This window comes from Citrobacter sp. LST-B2, from assembly GCF_057983045.1.
This window is the reverse complement of record NZ_CP192598.1, coordinates 2,652,503-2,675,587: the sequence shown is the minus strand read 5'-3', so window position 1 is coordinate 2,675,587 and position 23,085 is coordinate 2,652,503. Positions and strand designations below refer to the sequence as shown.

Here is a 23,085-nt window from a genome sequence, read left to right as displayed (position 1 = left end):
TTACCCTCTTGCCGCCAGAGCGGTGACTCGGTCATAAGCGGAACCACTGTGCAAGACCTCGAGAACGGTTTGCGCATTAGCCTTGAGATCTTCTTCACCATGCAGTCGCATTAACATTGCGACGTTTGCGGCAACGGCTGCCTCATGGGCGGCGTCACCTTTACCTTGTAGTAAGCGTGTCAGAATGTCACGGTTTTCTTCCGGCGTACCGCCTGCCAGTTGTTCCTGGTGGTAAGGGGTCAGGCCAAAGTCATCTGCCGTCAGCTGATAGCTTTTGATCTCGCCGTCATGTAGCTCCGCCACAATGGTCGGCGCATGCAGAGAGACTTCATCCATTCCGCCGCTGTGTACGACCGCGGCACGCTGGTAACCCAGCACGCGCAGGGTTTCGGCAATCGGCAAAACCAGTTCAGGGCTATAAACTCCAATCAGCGCCAGCGGCGGATGCGCCGGGTTAATCAGCGGCCCCAGTACGTTGAACAGCGTACGGGTCTTTAACTGCTGGCGTACCGGCATCGCATGACGGAATCCGGTGTGATATTTCGGGGCAAACAGGAAGCAAACGCCCAGTTCGTCCAGCGCCTGACGCGATCGGTCGGCATTCATATCGAGATTGATACCGAAGGCGGCCAGCAGGTCTGATGAGCCGGATTTACTGGAAACGCTGCGGTTGCCGTGTTTTGCCACCTTCAGGCCGCATGCCGCCGCGACAAATGCACTGGCGGTAGAAATATTAATGCTGTTACTGCCGTCGCCGCCGGTGCCAACGATATCGGCGAACAGATAATCAGGGCGGGGGAACGGCGCAGCGTTTTCCAGTAAGGCGGTTGCCGCACCGGCAATCTCATTCGGATGCTCGCCGCGAATCTTCATGCTGACCAGCGCGGCAGCCAGCTGTTCCGGTTTCAGTTCACCGCGTACCACGGCGGAGAACAACTGGTGGCTTTCCTGCTGGCTCAGGGTCTGTGCCTGATACAGTCTTTCGAGGATCGGCTGCAAGGTATTGGTCGGCTCCAGCTTCTGCTGCGCCCAGGCCAGCGTCTGCTCAAGCAGACGTGCACCCTGGGTGGTCAGAATGGATTCCGGGTGGAACTGTAAGCCGCACACGCGATCGGCATCATGACGAACCGCCATCACCATGCCGTTAAAATGGGCGTTGATGGTCAGGCCGGCGGGGATATTGCTACCGATCAGAGAGTGATAGCGGGCAACCGGCAGCGGATTCGTCAGACCGGCAAACATAGCCTGTCCATCGTGTTCAATGCTGGATGCCTTACCGTGCAGGATCTCGCCGGCCTGTCCGACGTAGCCGCCGTAGGCTTCGACAATCGCCTGATGGCCCAGGCAGATGCCGATAATTGGCAGCTTGCCGCGCAGACGGGTCAGCAGTTCCGGCATGCAACCTGCTTCACTGGGTACGCCAGGGCCTGGAGACAGCACCAGTACCGGGTTCTTCATGGTGGCCAGACGCTCAATCAGAGTCTGAGCCGGAATATGGTTACGGTAAATCACCACGTTATGACCGTTGGTACGCAGCTGATCTGCCAGGTTATAGGTGAATGAGTCGATGTTGTCGAGCAGCAGAATGTCAGCCATCAGAAAGTCTCCTGTGCGTGGTGCGCGGTGGCAATGGCACGCAGGACCGCGCGCGCTTTGTTACGGGTTTCGTCGGCTTCTGACTGGGGAACAGAATCGAGCACAATACCGGCACCCGCCTGGACGGTGGCGATACCGTCTTCCACCAGCGCGGAGCGAATCACAATGCAGGTATCCAGATCGCCGTGCGCGGTGAAGTAACCGACTGCACCGCCGTAGCTGCCGCGTCGACGGCCCTCGGCTTCGGCAATCAACTGCATTGCCCGCACTTTCGGTGCGCCGCTCAGCGTGCCCATGTTCATGCAGGCGCGGTAGGCGTGCAGGACATCGAGATCGTGGCGTAATTCGCCGACGACGCGAGAGACCAGGTGCATAACGTGAGAATAACGGTCAACCTTCGTCAGGTCTGCCACGTACCGACTGCCTGGCGTACAGATTCGGGCGAGATCGTTACGCGCCAGGTCAACCAGCATCAGATGCTCGGAAAGCTCTTTATGGTCGGTGCGCATCTCCAGTTCAATGCGGCTGTCGAGGTCGCGATCTAACGTTCCATCGGCGTGACGACCGCGAGGACGCGTACCGGCAATCGGGTAAATTTCAATCTGGCGGCTGGCGGCATCGTATTTCAGTGAACTTTCCGGCGACGCACCAAACAAGGTGAAATCGTTGTCCTGCATAAAGAACATGTACGGGCTGGGGTTGCTCTTCTTCAGCACGTAATAGGCCGCCAGCGGCGACGGGCAGGGCAGTGAGAAGCGGCGGGACGGGACCACCTGAAAAATTTCCCCGGCGCGGATCGCTTTCTGCATTGAGCGAACCACCGCGCCAAATTCTTCATCGCTCTGATTACATTCACAGCGCATTTGTGGCACGGAAACGACCGGCAACGGCGGCGCAGGTTCGGTCAACTGCTGGCTCAGACGTGCCAGACGTGCGGTGAGACGCTGTTTTTCCGCCTCATTCTCGCTGAACAGGCTGGCCTGAATGCGGGAGCTTTGTTTCTGGTGGTCGATTACCACAAGCGTTTCCGCCAGATAGAAACAGTAATCCGGGCAGCGGTTGCCAGCCTTAAGCTGCGGTAAATCTTCAAAACCGGCAACCAGATCGTACGCAAACAGACCGCCAAAGAACATCGCTTCGCGCTCTTGCGCCGGGACGTTCACCAGTACCTGCAGCAGGCGGAAGGCGTCAAAGACCGAGAGTGCGCACAGGCGTGCATCTTCGTCTAATAATGGGCTGACTGGCGGGAAACGCAGCACGCGACCTGCGTCCTGGCGTTCATTTTCAACGCCTGCGGGCAGGGCGGCATCGAGCAATGTCAACAGTGCGGCGCCATTGTCAGTTAAGGCCTGAATAGTGACAGTGTCACCGGTAGCGGTGATGCGTAGCGCGCTATCCACCAGTAACAGGCTTTTAAGGTCGTCTTTGCTGTCGATATCCGCAGATTCCAGCAGCAGCGTTGCCGGACGATTGCCGCAAACCTGGTGGAACAATTCCGTCGGGTTTTTGCGATAGGCGGCATCGCAGGTAATGAGTTCAAGTGTCGGTTTTGATGTCTGCATGGTTATTCTCATTAATTTTGTTCAAAAAAAAGCCCGCGCTGTTGGCGGGCCGGGTATCTGGTGGCGATCTACACGCGAAATACACTGCCCGAAATCAGGAAGTGCGCCACCCACCGTGCAGAACAAACGTTGCTTTCATTTCGATACCCTTTTGCTTGTGAACTTTCGTACTAGTTAACTAGTTCGATGGGTTATTGTCAACACCTGATTTCAGTAAATTTGCCGGAACCGTTATGATGCGCAGGAAAGACTATTTTTGAGAGACGGGAGTTCGCCTTGAGCGACACGAATTATGCAGTGATTTATGACCTGCACAGTCACACCACGGCATCCGATGGCCGGCTGACGCCAGAAGCGCTAGTCCACCGCGCCGTCGAGATGCGTGTAGGCACGCTGGCGATTACCGACCATGACACCACAGCCGCGATCCCCGCGGCAAGCGAAGAAATTTCACGTTCTGGCCTTGAGCTGACTTTGATCCCTGGCGTTGAGATCTCCACGGTCTGGGAAAACCACGAAATCCATATTGTGGGTCTGAACATTGATATTGAAAATCCGGCGATGTGCGCGTTTCTGGCGCAACAGACGGAACGCCGACAGCAGCGGGCGCGGCTCATCGCTGACCGCCTGGAAAAAGCGCACATCACCGGCGCATGGGAAGGGGCATTGCGCCTGGCCGATGGCGGCGCGGTGACCCGTGGCCATTTCGCCCGTTATCTGGTGGAGTGTGGTAAAGCGACCACCATGGCGGATGTGTTTAAAAAGTATCTCGCGCGCGGGAAAACAGGATACGTTCCGCCACAGTGGTGTACAATAGAACAAGCTATTGATGTCATTCATCATTCTGGCGGTAAGGCGGTACTGGCCCATCCTGGGCGGTATGATCTTAGCGCTAAGTGGCTGAAAAGGCTGGTGGCGTATTTTGCGCAACATCGTGGTGATGCGATGGAAGTCGCGCAGTGCCAACAGTCCCCGAATGAGCGCACGCAACTGGCTACGCTCGCCCGCCAGCATCAGCTATGGGCATCGCAAGGATCTGATTTTCATCAACCTTGCCCGTGGATCGAGTTGGGTCGCAAGCTCTGGCTGCCGGCAGGCGTTGAAGGCGTCTGGCAGACGTGGGAGCAGCCACAGAACACCACAGTGAGGGAAGTATGAGCCAGTTTTTTTATATTCATCCTGATAACCCACAGCAGCGTCTGATCAACCAAGCGGTTGAGATTGTGCGTAAGGGCGGGGTGATTGTGTATCCAACCGACTCCGGCTACGCGCTCGGTTGTAAAATTGAAGACAAAGGCGCGATGGAACGGATTTGCCGTATTCGCCAGTTGCCGGATGGACATAACTTCACCCTGATGTGTCGCGATCTGTCCGAACTGTCGACCTATTCGTTTGTCGACAACGTGGCTTTTCGCCTGATCAAGAACAACACGCCGGGCAACTACACCTTCATCCTGAAAGGGACGAAAGAGGTACCGCGTCGGTTGTTGCAGGAAAAACGTAAGACCATTGGTCTGCGCGTGCCGTCGAACCCGATCGCGCTCGAACTATTGCAGACGCTGGGCGAGCCGATGCTCTCTACCTCGCTGATGCTGCCAGGCAGTGATTTTACCGAGTCCGATCCGGAAGAAATTAAAGATCGACTGGAAAAGCAGGTGGACCTGATTATTCATGGCGGTTATCTGGGCCAGCAACCCACAACGGTGATTGATTTAACCGATGATTCTCCGGTTGTCTTGCGTGAAGGCGTCGGAGACGTTAAACCTTTCTTATAAGGACGCAACTCTGTATACTACGCGGCCTTAAAATGGCGCTGAAAAGCGCCGTTGATTCTCCTGTTCGACGCCTGTGAAGGCGACAGCTAAAGGAAGCTCTATGAGCGAAAAGTTACAGAAAGTGCTGGCGCGCGCTGGCCACGGCTCCCGCCGTGAAATTGAATCCATCATTGCAGCAGGTCGCGTCAGTGTAGACGGCAAAATTGCCACGCTGGGCGATCGCGTTGAAGTGACTCCCGGCCTGAAAATTCGTATCGACGGTCACCTGATTTCGGTGAAAGAGTCGGCGGAACAAATTTGTCGCGTTCTGGCCTATTACAAGCCGGAAGGTGAACTGTGCACGCGTAACGACCCGGAAGGTCGTCCTACGGTGTTTGATCGCTTACCGAAACTGCGCGGTGCTCGCTGGATTGCGGTAGGGCGTCTGGACGTCAATACCTGCGGTCTGCTGCTGTTCACTACCGATGGTGAACTGGCAAACCGCCTGATGCATCCGAGCCGTGAAGTTGAACGTGAATACGCGGTGCGCGTCTTTGGCCAGGTTGACGATGCTAAACTGCGCGATCTGAGCCGTGGCGTGCAGCTGGAAGACGGTCCGGCGGCGTTCAAGACCATCAAGTTCAGCGGTGGTGAAGGGATAAACCAGTGGTACAACGTCACCCTGACCGAAGGGCGCAACCGTGAAGTGCGTCGCCTGTGGGAAGCCGTTGGCGTGCAGGTAAGCCGTCTGATTCGCGTACGCTACGGTGATATTCCGTTGCCGAAAGGTCTGCCGCGCGGCGGCTGGACGGAACTGGATCTCGCCCAGACCAACTATCTGCGTGAGCTGGTGGAACTGGAGCCGGAAACCACCTCGAAAGTGGCGGTAGAGAAAGATCGTCGCCGCATGAAGGCAAATCAGATTCGCCGTGCCGTGAAGCGTCACAGCCAGGTGAGCGGCGGTCGCCGTGCAGGCGGTCGTAATAACAACGGTTAATCCGCTATCCCGTAATTGCTAAAAGGCCCCAAGGGGCCTTTTTTAATAGTCAATCCCCATCTGGGCTTTGACCCCGGCCTCAAAGGCATGTTTAACCGGACGCAATTCACTGACGGTATCGGCCAGTTCGAGAATATCCCGATGGCAGCCGCGACCGGTGATGATCACCGTCTGGTGAGACGGGCGCGCATTCAGCGCGTTAATCACCTCTTCAAGCGGCAGATAGTCGTATGCCACCATATAAGTCAGTTCGTCCAGCACCACCATATCCAGTTGCGGATCGGCAAGCATGCGTTTGCCGTGATCCCATACAGCCAGACAGGCTGCGGTGTCAGCTTCGCGGTTTTGCGTCTCCCAGGTAAACCCGGTCGCCATCACCTGAAATTCAACGCCGTGCGGCTCCAGCAGGTTACGCTCGCCGTTGGGCCAGGTCCCCTTGATAAACTGCACCACGCCGACCTTTTTACCGTGTCCCACTGCGCGAGTGGCGGTGCCGAAGGCGGCGGTGGTTTTTCCTTTCCCGTTGCCGGTGAAGACAATCACGATGCCGCGTTCGTCCTGGGCCTGGGCTACCCGGGCGTCAACCCGGTCCTTCACGCGCTGCTGGCGCTGTTGATAGCGTTCTTCACTCATTGGGCGATTCCTGGTTTGCGGCCCGGTTGGGCGTCGAAGGTCATGCCGGTCTTGCGGCGGCTGTCGTCGCCCATTAGCCACAGGTACAACGGCATAATATCGGCGGGTGTTTTGAGTTTTTGCGGATCTTCCGTTGGAAAGGCGTTGGCGCGCATCCCGGTACGGGTGCCGCCCGGATTGATGCAATTCACGCGTAGCGGACGGTTTTGGTACTCATCTGCCAGCACCTGCATCATGCCTTCGGTAGCAAATTTAGAGGCCGCGTAGGCGCCCCAGTTAGCACGACCCTGCTGGCCCACGCTGGAGGAGGTGAAGACTAACGATCCGGAATCTGACTTAAGTAATAAAGGAAGCAATGCCTGGGTCAGCATAAACGTTGCATTGACATTGACCTGCATAACCTGTTGCCAGACCTGCGGGTCCTGCTCGATCATCGGACAGACGTCACCCAGTAAACCGGCATTGTGTAAGACGCCGTCCAGTCGCGGATACTGTCCGCCGATGCGCTGCGCCAGTTGATGACAGTCATCAGCGGTGCAGGTTAACAGATCGAGTGTAAACCACTGCGGCTGGCGGTCCGTTTGCTGGGTAATGCTGTCGGCGACGTGGCGCAATTTCTCATCATTACGGCCGAGCAAAATGACGTTGGCGCCGTAGCGAGCGTAGGTCAGGGCCGCTTCACGGCCAATGCCGTCGCTGGCGCCGGTCACCAGAATAATGCGATCCTGCAGAAGGTCTTGTTTCGGTTGATAATGCATGGGGACTCCTCGGCGACATGCCTGGTCGCTCTGCTTCTCGTTGGTGTGTCGGGTTTATGCCTGAAACAGGACTCAATTTCAATCAGCCAACGGCGATAACGCCCTAAAATGAACACTTTGTCATACTTTTATCCATCCGCATATCCCGCGAGACGACGCATTACACCTGATGTACACTGAGCCGACGCTAAGTTGTTTAACCAAGGTGGGACGTGTGGAATTGTTGTCTGAATATGGCTTGTTTTTAGCAAAAATCGTGACCGTTGTGCTGGCTATCGCGGCGATTGCCACCATTATCGTGAATGTTGCCCAACGTAAGCGCCAGCGTGGCGAACTGCGGGTTACCAACCTCAGCGAACAATATAAAGAAATGAAGGATGAACTGGCGATGGCGCTGCTCGATAGCCATCAACAGAAACTCTGGCATAAAGCGCAAAAGAAAAAGCATAAGCAGGAAGTGAAAGCCGCCAAAGTAAAAGCCAAACGGGGCGACAGCGACACGTCGGATAAACCGCGCGTCTGGGTGCTGGATTTCAAAGGCAGTATGGATGCCCACGAGGTCAGTTCACTGCGTGAAGAGGTGACGGCCGTACTGGCGGTGGTGAAACCGCAGGACCAGATGGTGGTGCGTCTGGAAAGCCCTGGTGGCGTTGTGCACGGCTACGGCCTTGCCGCATCACAACTGCAACGCTTACGCGATAAAAAGATCCCGTTGACCGTGACCGTGGATAAAGTCGCGGCGAGTGGCGGTTACATGATGGCCTGTGTGGCGGACAAAATTGTCTCCGCACCCTTCGCGATTGTCGGTTCGATTGGCGTGGTTGCGCAGATCCCCAACTTCAACCGTTTCCTGAAAGGCAAGGATATTGATATCGAGTTGCATACCGCCGGACAGTACAAACGGACGCTGACGCTGCTGGGTGAGAACACCGAAGAAGGGCGGCAGAAGTTTCGTGAGGATTTAAACGAAACCCATCACCTGTTTAAAGATTTTGTCCATCGTATGCGTCCGACTCTGGACATTGAACAGGTTGCGACGGGTGAACACTGGTACGGACAGCAGGCGCTGGAGAAAGGGCTCATTGATGAGATAAATACCAGCGACGAGGTGATCCTTGGGCTGATGGAAGGACGAGAGGTGCTGAACGTTCGCTATCTGCAACGGAAGAAACTGGTCGATCGAGTGACAGGCAGCGCCGCGGAAAGTGCCGATCGGCTGCTCCTGCGCTGGTGGCAGCGCGGACAAAAACCGTTGATGTAAGAGACGGTATTAATGAAAAACGCGAGGCTCCAAGGCCTCGCGTTTTTGCTTTAATCAATCAGGTGATACTTTTCAGAAAGTACATGCGCCAGATGTTTAAACATATTGAACACGGCAGTGCTCTTTGGCGTGGGTAAACCTTGCTCGTCTAAAAAGTAATCCCCACTGAAGACCAACACCCCATTTCGCTGGGTCACACCGGTGGCAACAATGCCCGCCAGCGTATCTTCATGCTCACGAATGATTTTGTTGGCTTCAATCAACAGCGTTTCGCGATCGATAGGTTGTGTCTCTTTGCGCATTTTTTACTCCTTAAACAAGGGCATTAGTCTACGCCGACCAACTCTTTTGGGCAAATATTCCCTCAGTGTGTACAAGGGGTTGTCAACCTTTGCTGACTGGCAGGATTTAGTTTTGCATGCTAATAAAGTTGCGTAACGAATTTTATCAGGTACAGTGTGACGCTTTCGTCAACCAGGCAACAGATTTGCTTGACATTCGACCGAAATTCCGTCGTGCTATAGCGCCTCTGTGCGAAAAAACCTGTCAACTCAGTCACCTGGCTATTTAGTGTACAGAGTCAGTACAAGGGGTTGATATCCGCAGACGCAGGGACCATATCCGTGGCTCGTCGCCAGTGGATGGTGTATCAACGTGCGACGCATTCCTGGAAGAATCAATTTAGGTAAAGGTGAATATGGGTAAAGCTCTTGTCATCGTTGAGTCCCCGGCAAAAGCCAAAACGATCAACAAGTATCTGGGTAATGACTACGTGGTTAAGTCCAGCGTCGGTCATATCCGTGACTTGCCGACCAGTGGCTCAGCAGCTAAAAAGAGCGCCGACTCTACCTCCACCAAAACGGCTAAAAAGCCCAAAAAGGATGAACGTGGCGCGCTCGTCAACCGTATGGGCGTTGACCCGTGGCACAACTGGGATGCGCACTATGAAGTGCTGCCCGGTAAAGAGAAGGTCGTCTCTGAACTGAAACAACTGGCTGAAAAGGCCGACCACATCTATCTCGCAACCGACCTTGACCGCGAAGGGGAAGCCATTGCATGGCACCTGCGGGAAGTGATCGGGGGTGATGACACGCGTTACAGTCGCGTGGTGTTTAACGAAATTACCAAGAATGCGATTCGTCAGGCGTTTGAAAAGCCGGGCGAACTGAACATTGACCGGGTTAACGCTCAGCAGGCACGTCGCTTTATGGATCGCGTGGTGGGCTATATGGTCTCGCCGCTGTTATGGAAAAAAATTGCTCGCGGTCTGTCAGCCGGTCGCGTTCAGTCCGTGGCGGTGCGTCTGGTCGTTGAGCGTGAGCGCGAGATTAAAGCGTTTGTACCGGAAGAGTTCTGGGAAATTGATGCCAATACCACCACGCCTTCCGGCGATGCGCTGCCTTTGCAGGTGACCCATCAGAACGACAAGCCGTTTCGTCCGGAAAACCGTGAGCAGACGCTTGCGGCGGTAAGCCTGCTGGAGAAAGCGCGCTACAGCGTTCTGGAACGTGAAGACAAGCCGACCAGCAGCAAGCCGGGCGCGCCGTTTATCACCTCCACGCTGCAACAGGCGGCCAGCACGCGTCTCGGTTTTGGCGTGAAAAAGACCATGATGATGGCGCAGCGTTTGTACGAAGCGGGCTACATCACCTATATGCGTACCGACTCGACCAACCTGAGTCAGGATGCCGTGAATATGGTGCGCGGTTACATCGGCGACAATTTCGGCAAGAAATATCTGCCGGAAAGTCCGAATCAGTACGCCAGCAAAGAAAATTCGCAGGAAGCCCACGAAGCGATTCGTCCTTCCGACGTCTCCGTACTGGCGGAAACGCTGAAGGATATGGAAGCCGACGCGCAAAAACTGTATCAGCTGATCTGGCGTCAGTTTGTCGCCTGTCAGATGACCCCGGCGCAGTACGATTCCACCACCCTAACCGTGGGTGCGGGTGATTTTCGTCTGAAGGCGCGCGGTCGTATTCTGCGCTTCGACGGCTGGACGAAAGTGATGCCCGCGTTGCGTAAAGGTGATGAAGACCGGACGCTGCCGGCGGTGAATAAAGGTGATGCGCTGTCTCTGGTTGAACTGATCCCGGCTCAACACTTCACCAAGCCACCGGCGCGCTTCAGCGAAGCCTCGCTGGTGAAAGAGCTGGAAAAACGCGGAATTGGCCGTCCGTCGACCTATGCGTCGATCATTTCGACCATTCAGGATCGTGGCTACGTGCGGGTGGAAAACCGTCGCTTCTATGCGGAAAAAATGGGTGAGATTGTCACCGATCGTCTGGAAGAGAATTTCCGCGAGCTGATGAACTACGATTTCACCGCGCAGATGGAAAACAGCCTCGACCAGGTCGCGAATCACGAAATCGAATGGAAAGGCGTGCTCGACAACTTCTTCAGTGATTTTACTCAGCAACTCGACAAAGCGGAGAAAGATCCGAAAGAGGGCGGGATGCGTCCGAACCAGATGGTGTTGACCAGCATCGACTGCCCCACCTGCGGACGCAAAATGGGAATTCGCACCGCCAGTACTGGCGTGTTCCTTGGCTGCTCGGGTTATGCGTTGTCGCCGAAAGAGCGCTGCAAAACCACCATTAACCTGGTGCCGGAAAACGAAGTCCTGAACGTGCTGGAAGGTGATGACGCGGAAACCAACGCCCTGCGCGCCAAACGTCGTTGTCAGAAGTGCGGTACGGCGATGGACAGCTACCTGATCGATCCGAAGCGCAAGCTGCATGTTTGTGGTAATAACCCGACCTGCGACGGCTACGAGATCGAAGAAGGCGAATTCCGTATCAAAGGATATGACGGTCCGATCGTCGAGTGCGAAAAATGTGGCTCTGAGATGCACCTGAAGATGGGGCGTTTCGGTAAGTACATGGCATGCACTAACGACGAGTGTAAAAACACCCGTAAGATCCTGCGTAACGGTGAAGTTGCACCGCCGAAAGAAGATCCGGTTCCGCTGCCCGAGTTGCCGTGTGAAAAATCGGATGCGTATTTCGTGCTGCGTGATGGCGCTGCCGGGGTCTTCCTGGCTGCCAATACTTTCCCGAAATCCCGTGAGACGCGCGCGCCGTTGGTGGAAGAGTTATACCGCTTCCGCGATCGTCTGCCAGAAAAACTGCGTTATCTGGCCGATGCGCCGCAACAGGATCCGGAAGGCAATAAAACGCTGGTGCGTTTTAGCCGTAAGACCAAACAGCAGTATGTTGCCGCTGAAAAAGACGGGAAAGCGACCGGCTGGTCTGCCTTCTTTGTTGATGGCAAATGGGTCGAAGGCAAGAAGTAACCGCCCACGGTGCAGTTGTGCTGAAGAGGGTCGCGTAAGCGGCCCTTTTTTTTGTTTTTATAGCGGACTTATTATTTTTTACTCACCGCTATACAGCCTGTTTATTAATGATATAGTGGTTATAGTTAACGGCTTTTTTATTATTAAATCGTATTAGCAGCGCATCACTGCCTGCTCTGAAACGATGACCTGATGGCGCTAATCTGGATGGTTTAACATGAAATTACAGCAGCTTCGCTACATTGTTGAGGTGGTGAATCACAACCTTAACGTCTCCTCCACCGCGGAAGGCCTTTATACCTCGCAACCGGGTATCAGTAAGCAGGTTCGCATGCTGGAAGACGAACTTGGCATCCAGATCTTTGCCCGTAGCGGTAAGCATCTGACTCAGGTGACGCCGGCTGGTCAGGAGATTATCCGCATTGCGCGCGAAGTGCTCTCCAAAGTGGATGCGATAAAGTCCGTTGCCGGTGAGCATACCTGGCCGGATAAAGGCTCTCTCTATATTGCGACGACGCATACCCAGGCGCGTTATGCGCTACCGAATGTGATTAAAGGTTTTATTGAGCGCTATCCGCGTGTGTCGCTGCATATGCACCAGGGGTCACCCACACAGATTGCCGAAGCGGTTTCAAAAGGAAATGCCGACTTTGCCATTGCCACGGAAGCGCTGCATCTGTATGACGATCTGGTGATGCTGCCGTGCTATCACTGGAATCGTTCGATTGTGGTCACGCCTGAGCATCCGCTGGCCAATAAAGGGTCGGTGACCATTGAAGAACTGGCACAGTATCCACTGGTGACGTACACCTTTGGCTTTACGGGGCGCTCTGAACTGGATACCGCGTTTAACCGCGCAGGTTTGACGCCACGTATCGTCTTTACGGCGACTGACGCCGATGTGATCAAAACTTACGTGCGTTTAGGCTTAGGAGTGGGGGTGATTGCCAGCATGGCCGTCGATCCGCTGTCCGACCCGGATCTGGTTCGCGTGGACGCCCACGACGTCTTCAGCCACAGCACGACAAAGATCGGTTTTCGTCGCAGCACGTTCCTGCGCAGTTACATGTATGATTTCATTCAACGTTTCGCCCCGCATTTGACGCGTGACGTGGTGGATACCGCCGTGGCGTTGCGCTCGAACGAAGAAATAGAAGAGATGTTTAAAGATATCAAATTACCTGAAAAGTAATCGTCACAGAAAACGGTCGGTATCTTTTGTTCGCAGGAGATACCGAAAGTTTTAATTAAATCGCCATTGGTTTTATTAAGACTGGCGTAATAATAATGTCCACATGATGATTATGGATAATCGACCGTAAAGTAGTGTCTTATTCCCCGCCTCGCAAATTTCCCTTTTCAAATATTTATTTTCGATCAAAAGATTGATTTATTCACTGGAAACGATTCGTAAATTCACTGGATTTTTGACTAAAGTTTCATTAGGATTTGTCTCATCTGATGATTAATTGTACCGATTGTTGGTGCTTAAATGATAAGTGATGCCGATTGTATGAGGTTAGCAATGCCGTCTGAAAACCAGGAGCCACGTCGGGACCCTGAGATGAAACGCAAAGCCTGGCTTGCGGTTTTCCTGGGCTCAGCGCTGTTTTGGGTCGTGATCGCACTGTTGATCTGGAATGCCTGGGGGTAAAAATGGAGGTTCACGACCCACAACAGACGTCGTTACCTACATGTCACTCTGGTGACACTGTACGAGAAACGAAAAAAGGCGCGTGCGTGAAAACTGTTCCCAAATCCTGGAAGCTGACTCAGCAACAGCAAAAGTTTATTGAGTTATTCGACGAAGACGATCAACAGAAACAATAATCGTCACCATTCTTATTACCGTTTCTTTTGTACCGATAAATTATCACGGTGCGCTTTTACCTATACACCGCAGCAATAAAGCGTTGAGAAAGTCTCAACACAATGTATTAAACAAAACGGGTATAGCCGATGATGTCTGCAAATATGAAATACTGGTCCTGGATGGGCGCATTTTCCGTCTCGCTGCTCTTTTGGGCTGAACTGCTCTGGATCGTGATGAATTAATCTCAACCCTTCCGCCTGATGGCGCTACGCTTAGCAGGCTCATATGTGGCCTGAGCAACACATTGATATCGAAAAGTCTGTAGAACAGGTAAGCCTTAGCCGCCACCCGGCATAAACACAAATCTACAGGTTGCCAGCAATCTGAAACCTCGCTACGGCGAGGTTTTCTTCCCCCTCATACACGCGCTCGTCCTCACTTGTATCTTCGCCGTTCGGTTTTTCCTCTTTTATCAATTTGGGTTGTTATCAAAACGTTACATTCTGTTTGTGTTATCTTTAATATTCACCCTGAGGAGAATCAGGGCATCGCAACCCTGTCATTAAGGAGGAGCTATGTCGTCAACCCTACGAGAAGCCAGTAAGGACACACTGCAGGCCAAAGACAAAACCTACCACTATTACAGTCTGCCGCTGGCTGCGAAATCTTTGGGCGATCTCACCCGTCTGCCCAAATCACTGAAAGTCTTACTGGAAAACCTGCTGCGCTGGCAGGACGGCGATTCGGTTACCCAGGACGATATCCAGGCGCTGGCAGGGTGGCTAAAAAATGCCCATGCCGATCGCGAAATTGCCTACCGTCCAGCACGCGTACTGATGCAGGACTTTACCGGCGTCCCGGCGGTGGTGGACCTCGCCGCAATGCGCGAAGCGGTAAAACGCCTGGGCGGCGATACGGCGAAAGTGAATCCTCTCTCGCCAGTGGATCTGGTGATCGACCACTCCGTCACCGTTGACCATTTTGGCGATGACGATGCATTCGAAGAGAACGTGCGCCTTGAAATGGAACGTAACCATGAGCGCTATGTGTTTCTGAAATGGGGCCAACAGGCCTTCAGTCGCTTCAGCGTCGTGCCGCCGGGAACCGGTATTTGCCACCAGGTTAACCTGGAATATCTTGGCAAAGCGGTGTGGAGCGAATTGCAGGACGGTGAATGGGTGGCTTATCCGGACACGCTGGTCGGCACAGATTCACACACCACCATGATTAACGGTCTGGGTGTTCTGGGCTGGGGCGTGGGTGGTATCGAGGCTGAAGCGGCAATGTTGGGGCAACCTGTCTCAATGTTGATCCCGGATGTGGTGGGTTTCAAACTGACCGGAAACCTGCGTGAGGGGATCACTGCAACGGATCTCGTGTTAACCGTCACCCAGATGCTGCGTAAGCACGGTGTAGTCGGTAAATTTGTCGAATTTTATGGCGACGGGCTGGATTCCTTACCGCTGGCTGACCGGGCCACCATTGCCAATATGTCGCCGGAATATGGTGCGACCTGTGGTTTCTTTCCGATCGACGGCGTGACGCTGGACTATATGCGGTTGAGCGGACGCAGTGAAGACCAAATCGAACTGGTGGAGAAATACGCGAAGGCGCAGGGGATGTGGCGCAACACCGGTGATGAACCGATCTTCACCAGTACCCTGGCACTGGATATGAATGATGTCGAGGCAAGCCTCGCCGGACCGAAACGTCCGCAGGATCGCGTTGCACTCGGCGATGTGCCGAAAGCCTTTGCTGCCAGCAGCGAACTGGAACTGAACACTGCGCAGAAAGACCGTCGGCCAGTAGAGTATGTGCTAAACGGACAGTCATATCAGCTTCCTGACGGTGCGGTGGTCATCTCGGCCATTACCTCCTGTACCAACACCTCTAACCCCAGCGTGCTAATGGCGGCGGGTTTGCTGGCGAAAAAAGCCGTTACGCTGGGACTGAAGCGTCAGCCGTGGGTGAAAGCGTCGCTGGCGCCAGGGTCGAAAGTGGTGTCAGATTATCTGGCAAAGGCGAAACTGACACCGTATCTCGATGAACTGGGCTTTAACCTGGTGGGATATGGCTGTACGACCTGTATTGGTAACTCTGGACCGCTGCCGGAGCCTATCGAAACCGCGATTAAGAAGGGCGATCTGACCGTAGGCGCGGTGCTGTCAGGCAACCGTAACTTTGAAGGTCGTATTCACCCGCTGGTGAAAACCAACTGGCTGGCGTCACCGCCGCTTGTCGTTGCCTACGCGCTCGCGGGCAATATGAACATCAACCTGGAGAAAGATCCGCTTGGCCACGATCGCAAAGGCGATCCGGTCTATCTGAAAGATATCTGGCCGTCGGCGCAGGAAATTGCCCGCGCCGTCGATCTGGTCTCTTCAGAAATGTTCCGCAAAGAATATGCGGAAGTGTTCGAAGGGACGCCTGAGTGGAAAGCAATCAATGTTGACCGCTCAGACACTTACGGCTGGCAAAATGACTCGACCTACATTCGCCTGTCGCCGTTCTTTGACGAGATGCTGGCGCAGCCAGCACCGGTGACCGATATTCACGGCGCGCGCATTCTGGCGATGTTGGGGGATTCGGTGACCACTGACCACATTTCTCCGGCCGGGAGTATTAAAGCTGATAGTCCTGCAGGGCGGTATCTGCAAAACCACGGCGTGGAGCGCAAAGACTTCAACTCCTACGGTTCGCGACGCGGTAACCACGAAGTGATGATGCGCGGGACCTTCGCTAACATCCGTATTCGCAACGAAATGGTGCCGGGTGTGGAAGGCGGAATGACGCGACATCTGCCTGGCACCGAGGTGTTGTCTATCTATGATGCGGCTATGCAGTATCAGCAGGAGAACATCCCGCTGGCGGTGATTGCTGGTAAAGAGTATGGGTCGGGTTCCAGTCGTGACTGGGCGGCGAAAGGGCCGCGATTGCTGGGAATTCGCGTCGTCATTGCAGAGTCGTTCGAACGTATCCACCGCTCCAACCTGATTGGGATGGGGATCCTGCCTCTGGAGTTCCCACAGGGTGTTACGCGCAAAACGCTGGGGCTAACCGGGGAAGAGACTATCGATATTGCCGATCTGCAACAACTGAAACCTGGCGCGACGGTGCCGGTGACGTTAACCCGGACCGACGGGAACAAAGAGGTGGTGCAGTGCCGTTGCCGCATCGATACCGCGACCGAGTTAACTTACTACCAGAACGATGGCATTTTACATTACGTGATTCGTAACATGCTGAAGTAAGTCGTAAAAAAGCCTGCATGACACGATGCAGGCTTTTTTTAACGCATGGCTTACTTACTCAACAAGTGACCCATCTTGGCCGCTTTGGTATCCAGATAATGTTCATTATTGGGATTACGGCCCACAATCAGCGGGACCCGCTCCACGATATTGATCCCTGCTTCAGTGAGAATCTCAACTTTCTTCGGGTTATTGGTGAGCAGACGTACTTCGTCAACGCCCAGCAGCTTGAACATATCCGCGCAGAGGGTGAAATCGCGCTCATCCGCGGCAAACCCTAACTGGTGATTGGCCTCTACGGTGTCGTAGCCCTGGTCCTGCAACGCGTAGGCGCGAATCTTATTGAGCAGGCCGATGTTACGTCCTTCCTGACGATGATAAAGCAGAATACCGCGTCCTTCTTCCGCAATATGCGTCAGGGCGGCTTCCAGTTGAAAACCACAGTCGCAGCGCAGGCTGAACAAGGCATCGCCCGTCAGACATTCTGAATGGACACGGGCCAGAACCGGCGTCTGACCTGAAATATCACCATATACTAACGCGACGTGATCGTGTCCGGTTGCCAGTTCTTCAAATCCCACCATCAGGAAATCGCCCCATGGGGTTGGCAGTTTGGCTTCTGCCACTCGTTTAAGCTGCATGTGTTTCTCCAGATAATGCCGGCACGCGATGTTGTGCCGTTGCCTGTTGGCTTATCTTCTTATTTTGCCATAAGGCGACGGACTTCACCTAATCGCCGCCGCGCAATCATCCTGCGAATGGCACAAATCTGTCAATTTCCCCGAACAGGGGATTTTTCGGTTATGATTGTGACACTTATCCGTTAAAGAGGTGTTCATGCTGTCGATTGCAAAGCGTACTGCGGCTGGCGCGGGATTGTTGTTGATTATGCCCGTTACCGTGTGGGTGTCCGGCTGGAGCTGGCAACCGGGGCAGGATACCGGATGGCTAAAAGCGATGTACTGGATAACCGAAACGGTCACTCAGCCGTGGGGTATCATCACACATGTTATTCTCTGTGGCTGGTTCTTCTGGTGTTTGCGCTTTCGTCTTAAAGCGGCGGTAATGCTTTTTACTATTCTGGCGGGGGCGATCCTGCTAGGTCAGGGCGTCAAGTCGTGGGTGAAAGAGCGGGTACAGGAACCGCGTCCTTTCGTGATATGGCTGGAAAAAACGCATCATATTCCGGTTGATGAGTTCTACACTTTAAAACGTAAGGATCGCAGCGACCTGGTGAAGGAGCAACTTACCACCCAGCAGGCTATTCCACACTTTTTACGCCAACACTGGCAAAAAGAGACCGGGTTTGCGTTTCCGTCAGGTCACACGATGTTTGCGGCAAGCTGGGCGCTGCTCGCTGTCGGCTTATTGTGGCCGCGACGCCGGACGGTGACGATTGCCATTTTACTGGTGTGGGCGACGGGCGTAATGGGCAGTCGTTTGCTGCTCGGCATGCACTGGCCGCGTGATCTGGTGGTCGCGACGCTGATTTCATGGGCGCTGGTGACGCTGGCGACCTGGCTTGCACAGCGGTTCTGCGGGCCTTTGACGCCGCCGCCAGAAGAAAGGCAGGAGATTGCTGAACGTGAGCAAAACCGCTGACCAGGGTTGATTTTGACTGGTTTACCCTTAAATCATCCAATAGCTGACTGCTTTCCCATTTCGCACACGCCGTGAAAATGGTAATTTAAAAGGCTAAATGCGGTAAGTTGAACACGATTTATTCGCTTAAACCACATAACGGGAAGTAATGTGAAATATTTACTCATTTTCTTACTGGTGTTGGCGATATTTGTTATCTCGGTAACATTGGGTGCGCAGAACGATCAACAGGTGACCTTTAATTACCTGTTGGCTCAGGGCGAGTATCGTATCTCAACCTTGTTGGCCGTTTTGTTCGCTGCGGGTTTCGCCATTGGTTGGTTGATCTGCGGTCTTTTCTGGCTGCGGGTTCGTGTTTCTCTGGTGCGTGCTGAACGTAAAATTAAACGACTGGAAAACCAACTCTCGCCTGCGACAGACGTTGTGGTGACGTCTGGTACGTCGGTCGCGAAGGAATAATCGTTTATGCTGGAGTTGTTGTTTCTGCTTTTACCTGTTGCTGCCGCCTATGGCTGGTATATGGGTCGCAGAAGTGCGCAACAAACAAAACAGGATGAAGCTAACCGCCTGTCCCGCGATTACGTCGCGGGGGTTAACTTCCTCCTGAGCAACCAACAAGATAAAGCGGTGGATCTGTTCCTCGATATGTTGAAAGAGGATACCGGCACCGTTGAGGCTCATCTCACCCTCGGAAACCTGTTCCGCTCTCGCGGCGAAGTCGACCGCGCCATCCGTATTCACCAGACTCTCATGGAAAGCGCCTCGCTGACCTATGAACAGCGGCTGCTGGCGGTTCAGCAGTTAGGCCGTGATTACATGGCCGCCGGGCTGTATGACCGGGCGGAGGATATGTTTAATCAGCTTACTGATGAAACGGAATTTCGCGTAGGTGCGTTGCAGCAACTGTTGCAGATCTATCAGGCGACCAGTGACTGGCAGAAGGCCATTGAGGTTGCCGAGCGACTGGTCAAACTGGGTAAAGATAAACAGCGTATCGAAATCGCCCATTTTTACTGCGAACTGGCGTTGCAACAGATGGGCAGCGACGATATGGATCGCGCCATGGCGCTGCTGAAAAAAGGGGCAGCGGCGGATAAAAATAGCGCCAGGGTTTCTATCATGATGGGCCGCGTCTGGATGGCGAAGGGCGATTACGCGAAGGCCGTTGAATGTCTCCAGCGGGTGATTTCCCAGGATAAAGAACTGGTCAGCGAAACGCTGGAAATGCTCCAGACCTGCTATCAACAGCTAGGTAAAAATGATGAATGGGCGGAATTCCTGCGCCGTGCGGTAGAAGAAAATACCGGCGCGGCCGCAGAACTGATGCTGGCCGATATTCTCGAAGCGCGCGAAGGGACGGAGACCGCGCAGGTGTATATTACCCGTCAGCTCCAGCGTCATCCGACGATGCGCGTATTCCATAAGCTGATGGATTATCACCTTAACGAAGCCGAAGAGGGTCGTGCAAAAGAGAGCCTGATGGTGCTGCGTGATATGGTGGGTGAGCAGGTGCGTAGCAAGCCGCGCTACCGCTGCTCTAAATGCGGTTTTACCGCGTATACCCTGTACTGGCACTGTCCATCCTGCCGCGCCTGGTCAACGATTAAGCCAATTCGTGGACTTGATGGATTGTAATTTTTAAAAAAAATTCCGCTTTAGTTACAACATACTCATAGTTTAGTCCACTTCCTCACGTTGGCATCGGCGCCACATCGCCTGGCAGTGGTGTAATCGCGTCTGTTAATTTTTGCGCCTGACAGGTAGAATGCACGCCGTTTACCCATTTGCCCCCTTAGCAAGAAGGCCTGGTTATGACGTTAACTGCTTCATCTTCTCCCCGCGCTGCTACCGATTCTCCCGTCGTCGTTGCTCTCGATTATAATAACCGTGATAGCGCCCTGGCGTTTGTCGATCGAATCGACCCGCGCGACTGTCGTCTGAAAGTTGGCAAAGAGATGTTCACGCTGTTCGGACCTCAACTGGTACGCGATCTCCAGCAGCGTGGCTTTGATATCTTTCTGGATCTGAAATTCCATGATATCCCGAACACCGCCGCACATGCGGTGGCTGCCGCAGCGGATCTTGGCGTCTGGATGGTCAACGTCCATGCGTCGGGTGGGGCGAGAATGATGACCGCCGCCCGTGAAGCGCTGGTGCCGTTTGGTAAAGATGCGCCGCTGTTAATTGCGGTCACCGTGTTGACCAGTATGGAAGCCAGCGATCTGGCGGATATCGGCGTGACACTGTCACCGGCTGAGCACGCCGAGCGCCTGGCGGCATTGACGCAAAAATGTGGTCTGGATGGCGTGGTCTGTTCAGCTCAGGAAGCGGTGCGCTTTAAGCAGGCATTTGGCCGCGATTTCAAACTGGTTACCCCGGGTATCCGACCGCAGGGGAGCGCCGCTGGCGATCAGCGGCGGATAATGACCCCTGAACAGGCACTGGCGGCGGGTGTTGATTATATGGTTATTGGTCGTCCGGTGACGCAGTCTGACGATCCGGCGCAGACGCTGAAGGCCATCAATGCGTCATTGAAGCGGGAGGCGTAATGAGCGATTCCAACAGCCGTCTGGTTTATTCGACGGAGAGTGGGCGGATTGATGAACCTAAAGCCGCGCCCGAACGTCCGAAGGGCGACGGGATTGTCCGTATCCAGCGCCAGACCAGCGGGCGCAAGGGGAAAGGCGTGTGCCTGATTACTGGTATTGATCTGGATGACGGCGAACTCAGCAAACTGGCTGCGGAACTGAAGAAAAAATGTGGCTGCGGTGGAGCAGTCAAAGATGGCGTAATTGAAATCCAGGGTGATAAGCGCGATTTAATTAAGTCGCTACTGGAAGCTCGCGGCCTGAAAGTGAAACTGGCAGGCGGTTAACGAAAAAGCCACGATATAAATATCGTGGCTTTTATTGTTACTGCTAAATAAACTGTGTAGTGCAGACCAGAAAAAATAATCGTATTATTATATCGAGCCGGACAACCGTAGATTATTTACGATTATTTACCTACCTGGTGGCCGATAATACCACCGACAGCGGCACCACCCAGCGTACCCAGTGTGCTACCATCCGTTAAGACAGCGCCACCTAATGCACCCGCACCCGCACCAATAGCGGTGTTACGATCACGTTTAGACCAGTTAGAACAGGCGCTCAGGGACATTGCCAGGGCAATCGCCAGCACGGCGGCGGTCATTTTTTTGCTCGTTACAAACATAATACTTTCTCCTGAATTAACGATTCACGGAAGTAAGCTCTCTTTAACTATAGTTAAAATATCGGTCATTAAAGAGGGCATCCGTGAAACCTTAGTGCGCAGGGTAATATCACGCAGGTGATAGTCACTTCCTGTTATATCGCTAATAGTAATTTTACGACTTTCGCCTGTGAACAACAGGTAAATAGTCTTAATTCGGGAGTCAGAATAGTCTCAGAGCGCAAATGATCTGCGATGAGCAAATCATTTGCGGATATTTTACTCGGCGTCGACGATATTAACGGTCAGACCACGCTGTTCCATCAGCGCCCGGTCACTGGCGCTAATTCTGGCATCGGTGATCACACGGCTAAACCGCTCGATAGGGCCAAGGGTGTAGGGATGGACCGCACCGAATTTTGAACTGTCGGTCAGGACAATGGCTTCCGATCCTTTCTCCAGCACGGCATTGACCACATCAGCACGCATCATGTCGCGCCCCGTGAATCCCGTTTCGGTCTGCCAGCCATCAATGCCGATAAACGCCTTACTGAAATGGACCTGCTGAATAAACTGGCGAGTCAGCGGTCCCACCATGCTTTCGCTTTTTTTCTGATAAATACCGCCAAGCAGGATCACTTCGCAGGGCGTCTCTTTTAGCAGGTGCGCAATGTAACTGCTGACCGTGATGATGGTGACGTCCTTTTGTTCCGCCAGCGTTCTTGCCAGCAGGGCATTGCTACTGCCATTTTCAATGAATACCGACTCGCCAGGGCTGACCAGCGACGCCGCAAACTCGGCAAGCTGACGCTTCAGGGTGTAGTTGGTCATCATCCTGGTTTCCACATCTTCGCTATCCAGCGAAACGGCGAAACCGTGCGCGCGGCGCAGAAAGCTCTGCTTCTCGAGGGTATTTAGATCCTGTCGAATGGTAACTTCAGAAACGCCAGTGATTTTGGCCAGTTCAGAGACGCTCATCTGGCCTTTATCAATGACCATTTGCAAAATTTTTTGTTGTCGGGAGTTCATAGCGTTAGTTTTTATAGCGGTAATGATACCGCGAGATTAAACACATGCGGCGGTGTGGCATCCAGGCGACACAAGCCGCGCGCGAAAAATTTAGATCTCCCACGGTGCCCGGGGCTTGTTCGCCGCTGATATGGCGTCATCCTGCACCTTACTCAACAATTCCGCCTTCAGAATTTCGAGATTATGGATGGCGGAGTGGACATCACCGGCCACCAGGATATCAAGCACGGTATCAATACGCTCGGCAACCCGTTTAGCATCGATATCAGACATGGGGGGATCCTTGGTCAAAGTATGAAAGGATTTAATGATGCAAAAAATGGCGGCAAAAGAGAAGGG

At 53.8% G+C, this 23,085-nt stretch carries 24 protein-coding genes and 1 other annotated feature; of the genes, 15 read left to right on the top strand and 9 right to left on the bottom strand.

Annotation, left to right across the window (positions count from 1 at the left end):
• Both trpD and ACQ0PY_RS12810 read right to left on the bottom strand, forming a co-directional pair.
• Positions 1-1,596, bottom strand: a complete 1,596-nt coding sequence (trpD, locus tag ACQ0PY_RS12815; protein ID WP_044257722.1) for a bifunctional anthranilate synthase glutamate amidotransferase component TrpG/anthranilate phosphoribosyltransferase TrpD — start codon at positions 1,594-1,596, stop codon at positions 1-3.
• Complete coding sequence (locus tag ACQ0PY_RS12810; protein ID WP_109740283.1) at positions 1,596-3,158, bottom strand: anthranilate synthase component 1; 1,563 nt, start codon at positions 3,156-3,158, stop codon at positions 1,596-1,598. The genes trpD and ACQ0PY_RS12810 overlap by 1 nt, the downstream gene beginning before the upstream one ends.
• Before the next feature lie 23 nt (positions 3,159-3,181).
• Positions 3,182-3,276: a sequence feature (Trp leader region), on the bottom strand.
• 158 nt (positions 3,277-3,434) lie between these two features.
• Between ACQ0PY_RS12810 and rnm the strand changes: the two genes are divergently transcribed.
• The 3 genes from rnm (at position 3,435) to rluB (ending at position 5,909) form a co-directional block, all read left to right on the top strand.
• On the top strand, positions 3,435-4,316 hold the full coding sequence (gene rnm / locus ACQ0PY_RS12805; RefSeq protein ID WP_043000529.1) for an RNase RNM: 882 nt from the start codon (positions 3,435-3,437) through the stop codon (positions 4,314-4,316).
• On the top strand, positions 4,313-4,933 hold the full coding sequence (locus ACQ0PY_RS12800; protein WP_043000530.1) for an L-threonylcarbamoyladenylate synthase: 621 nt from the start codon (positions 4,313-4,315) through the stop codon (positions 4,931-4,933). The genes rnm and ACQ0PY_RS12800 overlap by 4 nt, the downstream gene beginning before the upstream one ends.
• A gap of 100 nt (positions 4,934-5,033) precedes the next feature.
• Positions 5,034-5,909 carry a 23S rRNA pseudouridine(2605) synthase RluB gene (gene rluB, locus ACQ0PY_RS12795; protein WP_043000531.1) on the top strand — a complete coding sequence of 292 codons (876 nt, stop codon included), beginning with the start codon at positions 5,034-5,036 and terminating at the stop codon, positions 5,907-5,909.
• Between the two features lie 42 nt (positions 5,910-5,951).
• On the opposite strand, the gene cobO is transcribed toward rluB, so the two are convergent.
• Both cobO and ACQ0PY_RS12785 read right to left on the bottom strand, forming a co-directional pair.
• Positions 5,952-6,542, bottom strand: coding sequence for a cob(I)yrinic acid a,c-diamide adenosyltransferase (gene cobO, locus ACQ0PY_RS12790; protein ID WP_044257724.1), 591 nt, complete (start codon positions 6,540-6,542; stop codon positions 5,952-5,954).
• Positions 6,539-7,300 (bottom strand): YciK family oxidoreductase, encoded by a 762-nt coding sequence (locus tag ACQ0PY_RS12785; protein WP_044267179.1) that lies wholly within the window; start codon positions 7,298-7,300, stop codon positions 6,539-6,541. Before ACQ0PY_RS12785 ends, cobO begins: the two co-directional genes overlap by 4 nt.
• 214 nt (positions 7,301-7,514) lie before the next feature.
• On the opposite strand from ACQ0PY_RS12785, the gene sohB reads away from it, so the two are divergent.
• Positions 7,515-8,561, top strand: a complete 1,047-nt coding sequence (gene sohB / locus ACQ0PY_RS12780; RefSeq protein WP_150547015.1) for a protease SohB — start codon at positions 7,515-7,517, stop codon at positions 8,559-8,561.
• 50 nt (positions 8,562-8,611) lie between these two features.
• Here sohB and ACQ0PY_RS12775 read toward each other — a convergent pair whose 3' ends face one another.
• On the bottom strand, positions 8,612-8,863 hold the full coding sequence (locus ACQ0PY_RS12775) for a YciN family protein (protein ID WP_042318668.1): 252 nt from the start codon (positions 8,861-8,863) through the stop codon (positions 8,612-8,614).
• A 395-nt stretch (positions 8,864-9,258) separates the two neighbouring features.
• Between ACQ0PY_RS12775 and topA the strand changes: the two genes are divergently transcribed.
• The 6 genes from topA to acnA all read left to right on the top strand — a co-directional run bounded on the left by topA (position 9,259) and on the right by acnA (position 16,920).
• The gene (gene topA, locus ACQ0PY_RS12770; RefSeq protein WP_109740282.1) at positions 9,259-11,856 is read left to right on the top strand and encodes a type I DNA topoisomerase; all 2,598 of its coding nucleotides are present in this window, start codon (positions 9,259-9,261) and stop codon (positions 11,854-11,856) included.
• Positions 11,857-12,073: 217 nt separating this feature from the next.
• Positions 12,074-13,048 carry an HTH-type transcriptional regulator CysB gene (gene cysB / locus ACQ0PY_RS12765; RefSeq protein WP_043000536.1) on the top strand — a complete coding sequence of 325 codons (975 nt, stop codon included), beginning with the start codon at positions 12,074-12,076 and terminating at the stop codon, positions 13,046-13,048.
• A 321-nt stretch (positions 13,049-13,369) separates the two neighbouring features.
• Positions 13,370-13,510, top strand: a complete 141-nt coding sequence (locus ACQ0PY_RS12760) for a YmiA family putative membrane protein (protein WP_212807457.1) — start codon at positions 13,370-13,372, stop codon at positions 13,508-13,510.
• Positions 13,511-13,512: 2 nt separating this feature from the next.
• Positions 13,513-13,686, top strand: a complete 174-nt coding sequence (locus ACQ0PY_RS12755) for a hypothetical protein (protein WP_224267581.1) — start codon at positions 13,513-13,515, stop codon at positions 13,684-13,686.
• A gap of 129 nt (positions 13,687-13,815) precedes the next feature.
• The gene (ymiC, locus tag ACQ0PY_RS12750; RefSeq protein ID WP_224267580.1) at positions 13,816-13,911 is read left to right on the top strand and encodes a small membrane protein YmiC; all 96 of its coding nucleotides are present in this window, start codon (positions 13,816-13,818) and stop codon (positions 13,909-13,911) included.
• Between the two features lie 333 nt (positions 13,912-14,244).
• Positions 14,245-16,920, top strand: a complete 2,676-nt coding sequence (gene acnA, locus ACQ0PY_RS12745) for an aconitate hydratase AcnA (RefSeq protein WP_109740281.1) — start codon at positions 14,245-14,247, stop codon at positions 16,918-16,920.
• Positions 16,921-16,970: 50 nt separating this feature from the next.
• On the opposite strand, the gene ribA is transcribed toward acnA, so the two are convergent.
• Entirely contained in the window at positions 16,971-17,561 is a 591-nt protein-coding gene (gene ribA / locus ACQ0PY_RS12740; protein WP_044257729.1) for a GTP cyclohydrolase II, read from the bottom strand.
• A gap of 196 nt (positions 17,562-17,757) precedes the next feature.
• Between ribA and pgpB the strand changes: the two genes are divergently transcribed.
• From pgpB to yciH, 5 genes are all read left to right on the top strand, one after another.
• A complete protein-coding gene (pgpB, locus tag ACQ0PY_RS12735) occupies positions 17,758-18,522 on the top strand; it encodes a phosphatidylglycerophosphatase B (protein ID WP_044257730.1) in 765 nt (254 codons plus the stop codon).
• A gap of 150 nt (positions 18,523-18,672) precedes the next feature.
• A complete protein-coding gene (locus ACQ0PY_RS12730) occupies positions 18,673-18,981 on the top strand; it encodes a LapA family protein (RefSeq protein WP_042318731.1) in 309 nt (102 codons plus the stop codon).
• A gap of 6 nt (positions 18,982-18,987) precedes the next feature.
• On the top strand, positions 18,988-20,157 hold the full coding sequence (lapB, locus tag ACQ0PY_RS12725) for a lipopolysaccharide assembly protein LapB (protein WP_043000540.1): 1,170 nt from the start codon (positions 18,988-18,990) through the stop codon (positions 20,155-20,157).
• 176 nt (positions 20,158-20,333) lie between these two features.
• Positions 20,334-21,071: an orotidine-5'-phosphate decarboxylase gene (gene pyrF, locus ACQ0PY_RS12720; protein WP_043000541.1), complete on the top strand. Its 738-nt coding sequence runs from the start codon at positions 20,334-20,336 to the stop codon at positions 21,069-21,071.
• Positions 21,071-21,397, top strand: coding sequence for a stress response translation initiation inhibitor YciH (gene yciH, locus ACQ0PY_RS12715; protein WP_043000542.1), 327 nt, complete (start codon positions 21,071-21,073; stop codon positions 21,395-21,397). Before pyrF ends, yciH begins: the two co-directional genes overlap by 1 nt.
• A gap of 122 nt (positions 21,398-21,519) precedes the next feature.
• On the opposite strand, the gene osmB is transcribed toward yciH, so the two are convergent.
• The 3 genes from osmB to ACQ0PY_RS12700 form a co-directional block, all read right to left on the bottom strand.
• On the bottom strand, positions 21,520-21,738 hold the full coding sequence (osmB, locus tag ACQ0PY_RS12710; protein WP_042318738.1) for an osmotically-inducible lipoprotein OsmB: 219 nt from the start codon (positions 21,736-21,738) through the stop codon (positions 21,520-21,522).
• 258 nt (positions 21,739-21,996) lie between these two features.
• Positions 21,997-22,746, bottom strand: coding sequence for a DNA-binding transcriptional regulator YciT (gene yciT / locus ACQ0PY_RS12705; protein ID WP_043000543.1), 750 nt, complete (start codon positions 22,744-22,746; stop codon positions 21,997-21,999).
• Between the two features lie 90 nt (positions 22,747-22,836).
• Positions 22,837-23,019, bottom strand: coding sequence for a YciZ family protein (locus tag ACQ0PY_RS12700; protein ID WP_044257733.1), 183 nt, complete (start codon positions 23,017-23,019; stop codon positions 22,837-22,839).
• Between the last annotated feature and the right edge of the window lie 66 nt (positions 23,020-23,085).

Coding starts and splice junctions, on each gene's coding strand:
- trpD (WP_044257722.1), bottom strand. CDS start 1,596: ATGGCTGACATTCTGCTGCTCGACAACATCGACTCATTCACCTATAAC.
- ACQ0PY_RS12810 (WP_109740283.1), bottom strand. CDS start 3,158: ATGCAGACATCAAAACCGACACTTGAACTCATTACCTGCGATGCCGCC.
- ACQ0PY_RS12800 (WP_043000530.1), top strand. CDS start 4,313: ATGAGCCAGTTTTTTTATATTCATCCTGATAACCCACAGCAGCGTCTG.
- rluB (WP_043000531.1), top strand. CDS start 5,034: ATGAGCGAAAAGTTACAGAAAGTGCTGGCGCGCGCTGGCCACGGCTCC.
- cobO (WP_044257724.1), bottom strand. CDS start 6,542: ATGAGTGAAGAACGCTATCAACAGCGCCAGCAGCGCGTGAAGGACCGG.
- ACQ0PY_RS12785 (WP_044267179.1), bottom strand. CDS start 7,300: ATGCATTATCAACCGAAACAAGACCTTCTGCAGGATCGCATTATTCTG.
- ACQ0PY_RS12775 (WP_042318668.1), bottom strand. CDS start 8,863: ATGCGCAAAGAGACACAACCTATCGATCGCGAAACGCTGTTGATTGAA.
- topA (WP_109740282.1), top strand. CDS start 9,259: ATGGGTAAAGCTCTTGTCATCGTTGAGTCCCCGGCAAAAGCCAAAACG.
- cysB (WP_043000536.1), top strand. CDS start 12,074: ATGAAATTACAGCAGCTTCGCTACATTGTTGAGGTGGTGAATCACAAC.
- ACQ0PY_RS12760 (WP_212807457.1), top strand. CDS start 13,370: ATGAGGTTAGCAATGCCGTCTGAAAACCAGGAGCCACGTCGGGACCCT.
- ACQ0PY_RS12755 (WP_224267581.1), top strand. CDS start 13,513: ATGGAGGTTCACGACCCACAACAGACGTCGTTACCTACATGTCACTCT.
- ymiC (WP_224267580.1), top strand. CDS start 13,816: ATGATGTCTGCAAATATGAAATACTGGTCCTGGATGGGCGCATTTTCC.
- acnA (WP_109740281.1), top strand. CDS start 14,245: ATGTCGTCAACCCTACGAGAAGCCAGTAAGGACACACTGCAGGCCAAA.
- ribA (WP_044257729.1), bottom strand. CDS start 17,561: ATGCAGCTTAAACGAGTGGCAGAAGCCAAACTGCCAACCCCATGGGGC.
- pgpB (WP_044257730.1), top strand. CDS start 17,758: ATGCTGTCGATTGCAAAGCGTACTGCGGCTGGCGCGGGATTGTTGTTG.
- lapB (WP_043000540.1), top strand. CDS start 18,988: ATGCTGGAGTTGTTGTTTCTGCTTTTACCTGTTGCTGCCGCCTATGGC.
- pyrF (WP_043000541.1), top strand. CDS start 20,334: ATGACGTTAACTGCTTCATCTTCTCCCCGCGCTGCTACCGATTCTCCC.
- yciH (WP_043000542.1), top strand. CDS start 21,071: ATGAGCGATTCCAACAGCCGTCTGGTTTATTCGACGGAGAGTGGGCGG.
- osmB (WP_042318738.1), bottom strand. CDS start 21,738: ATGTTTGTAACGAGCAAAAAAATGACCGCCGCCGTGCTGGCGATTGCC.
- yciT (WP_043000543.1), bottom strand. CDS start 22,746: ATGAACTCCCGACAACAAAAAATTTTGCAAATGGTCATTGATAAAGGC.
- ACQ0PY_RS12700 (WP_044257733.1), bottom strand. CDS start 23,019: ATGTCTGATATCGATGCTAAACGGGTTGCCGAGCGTATTGATACCGTG.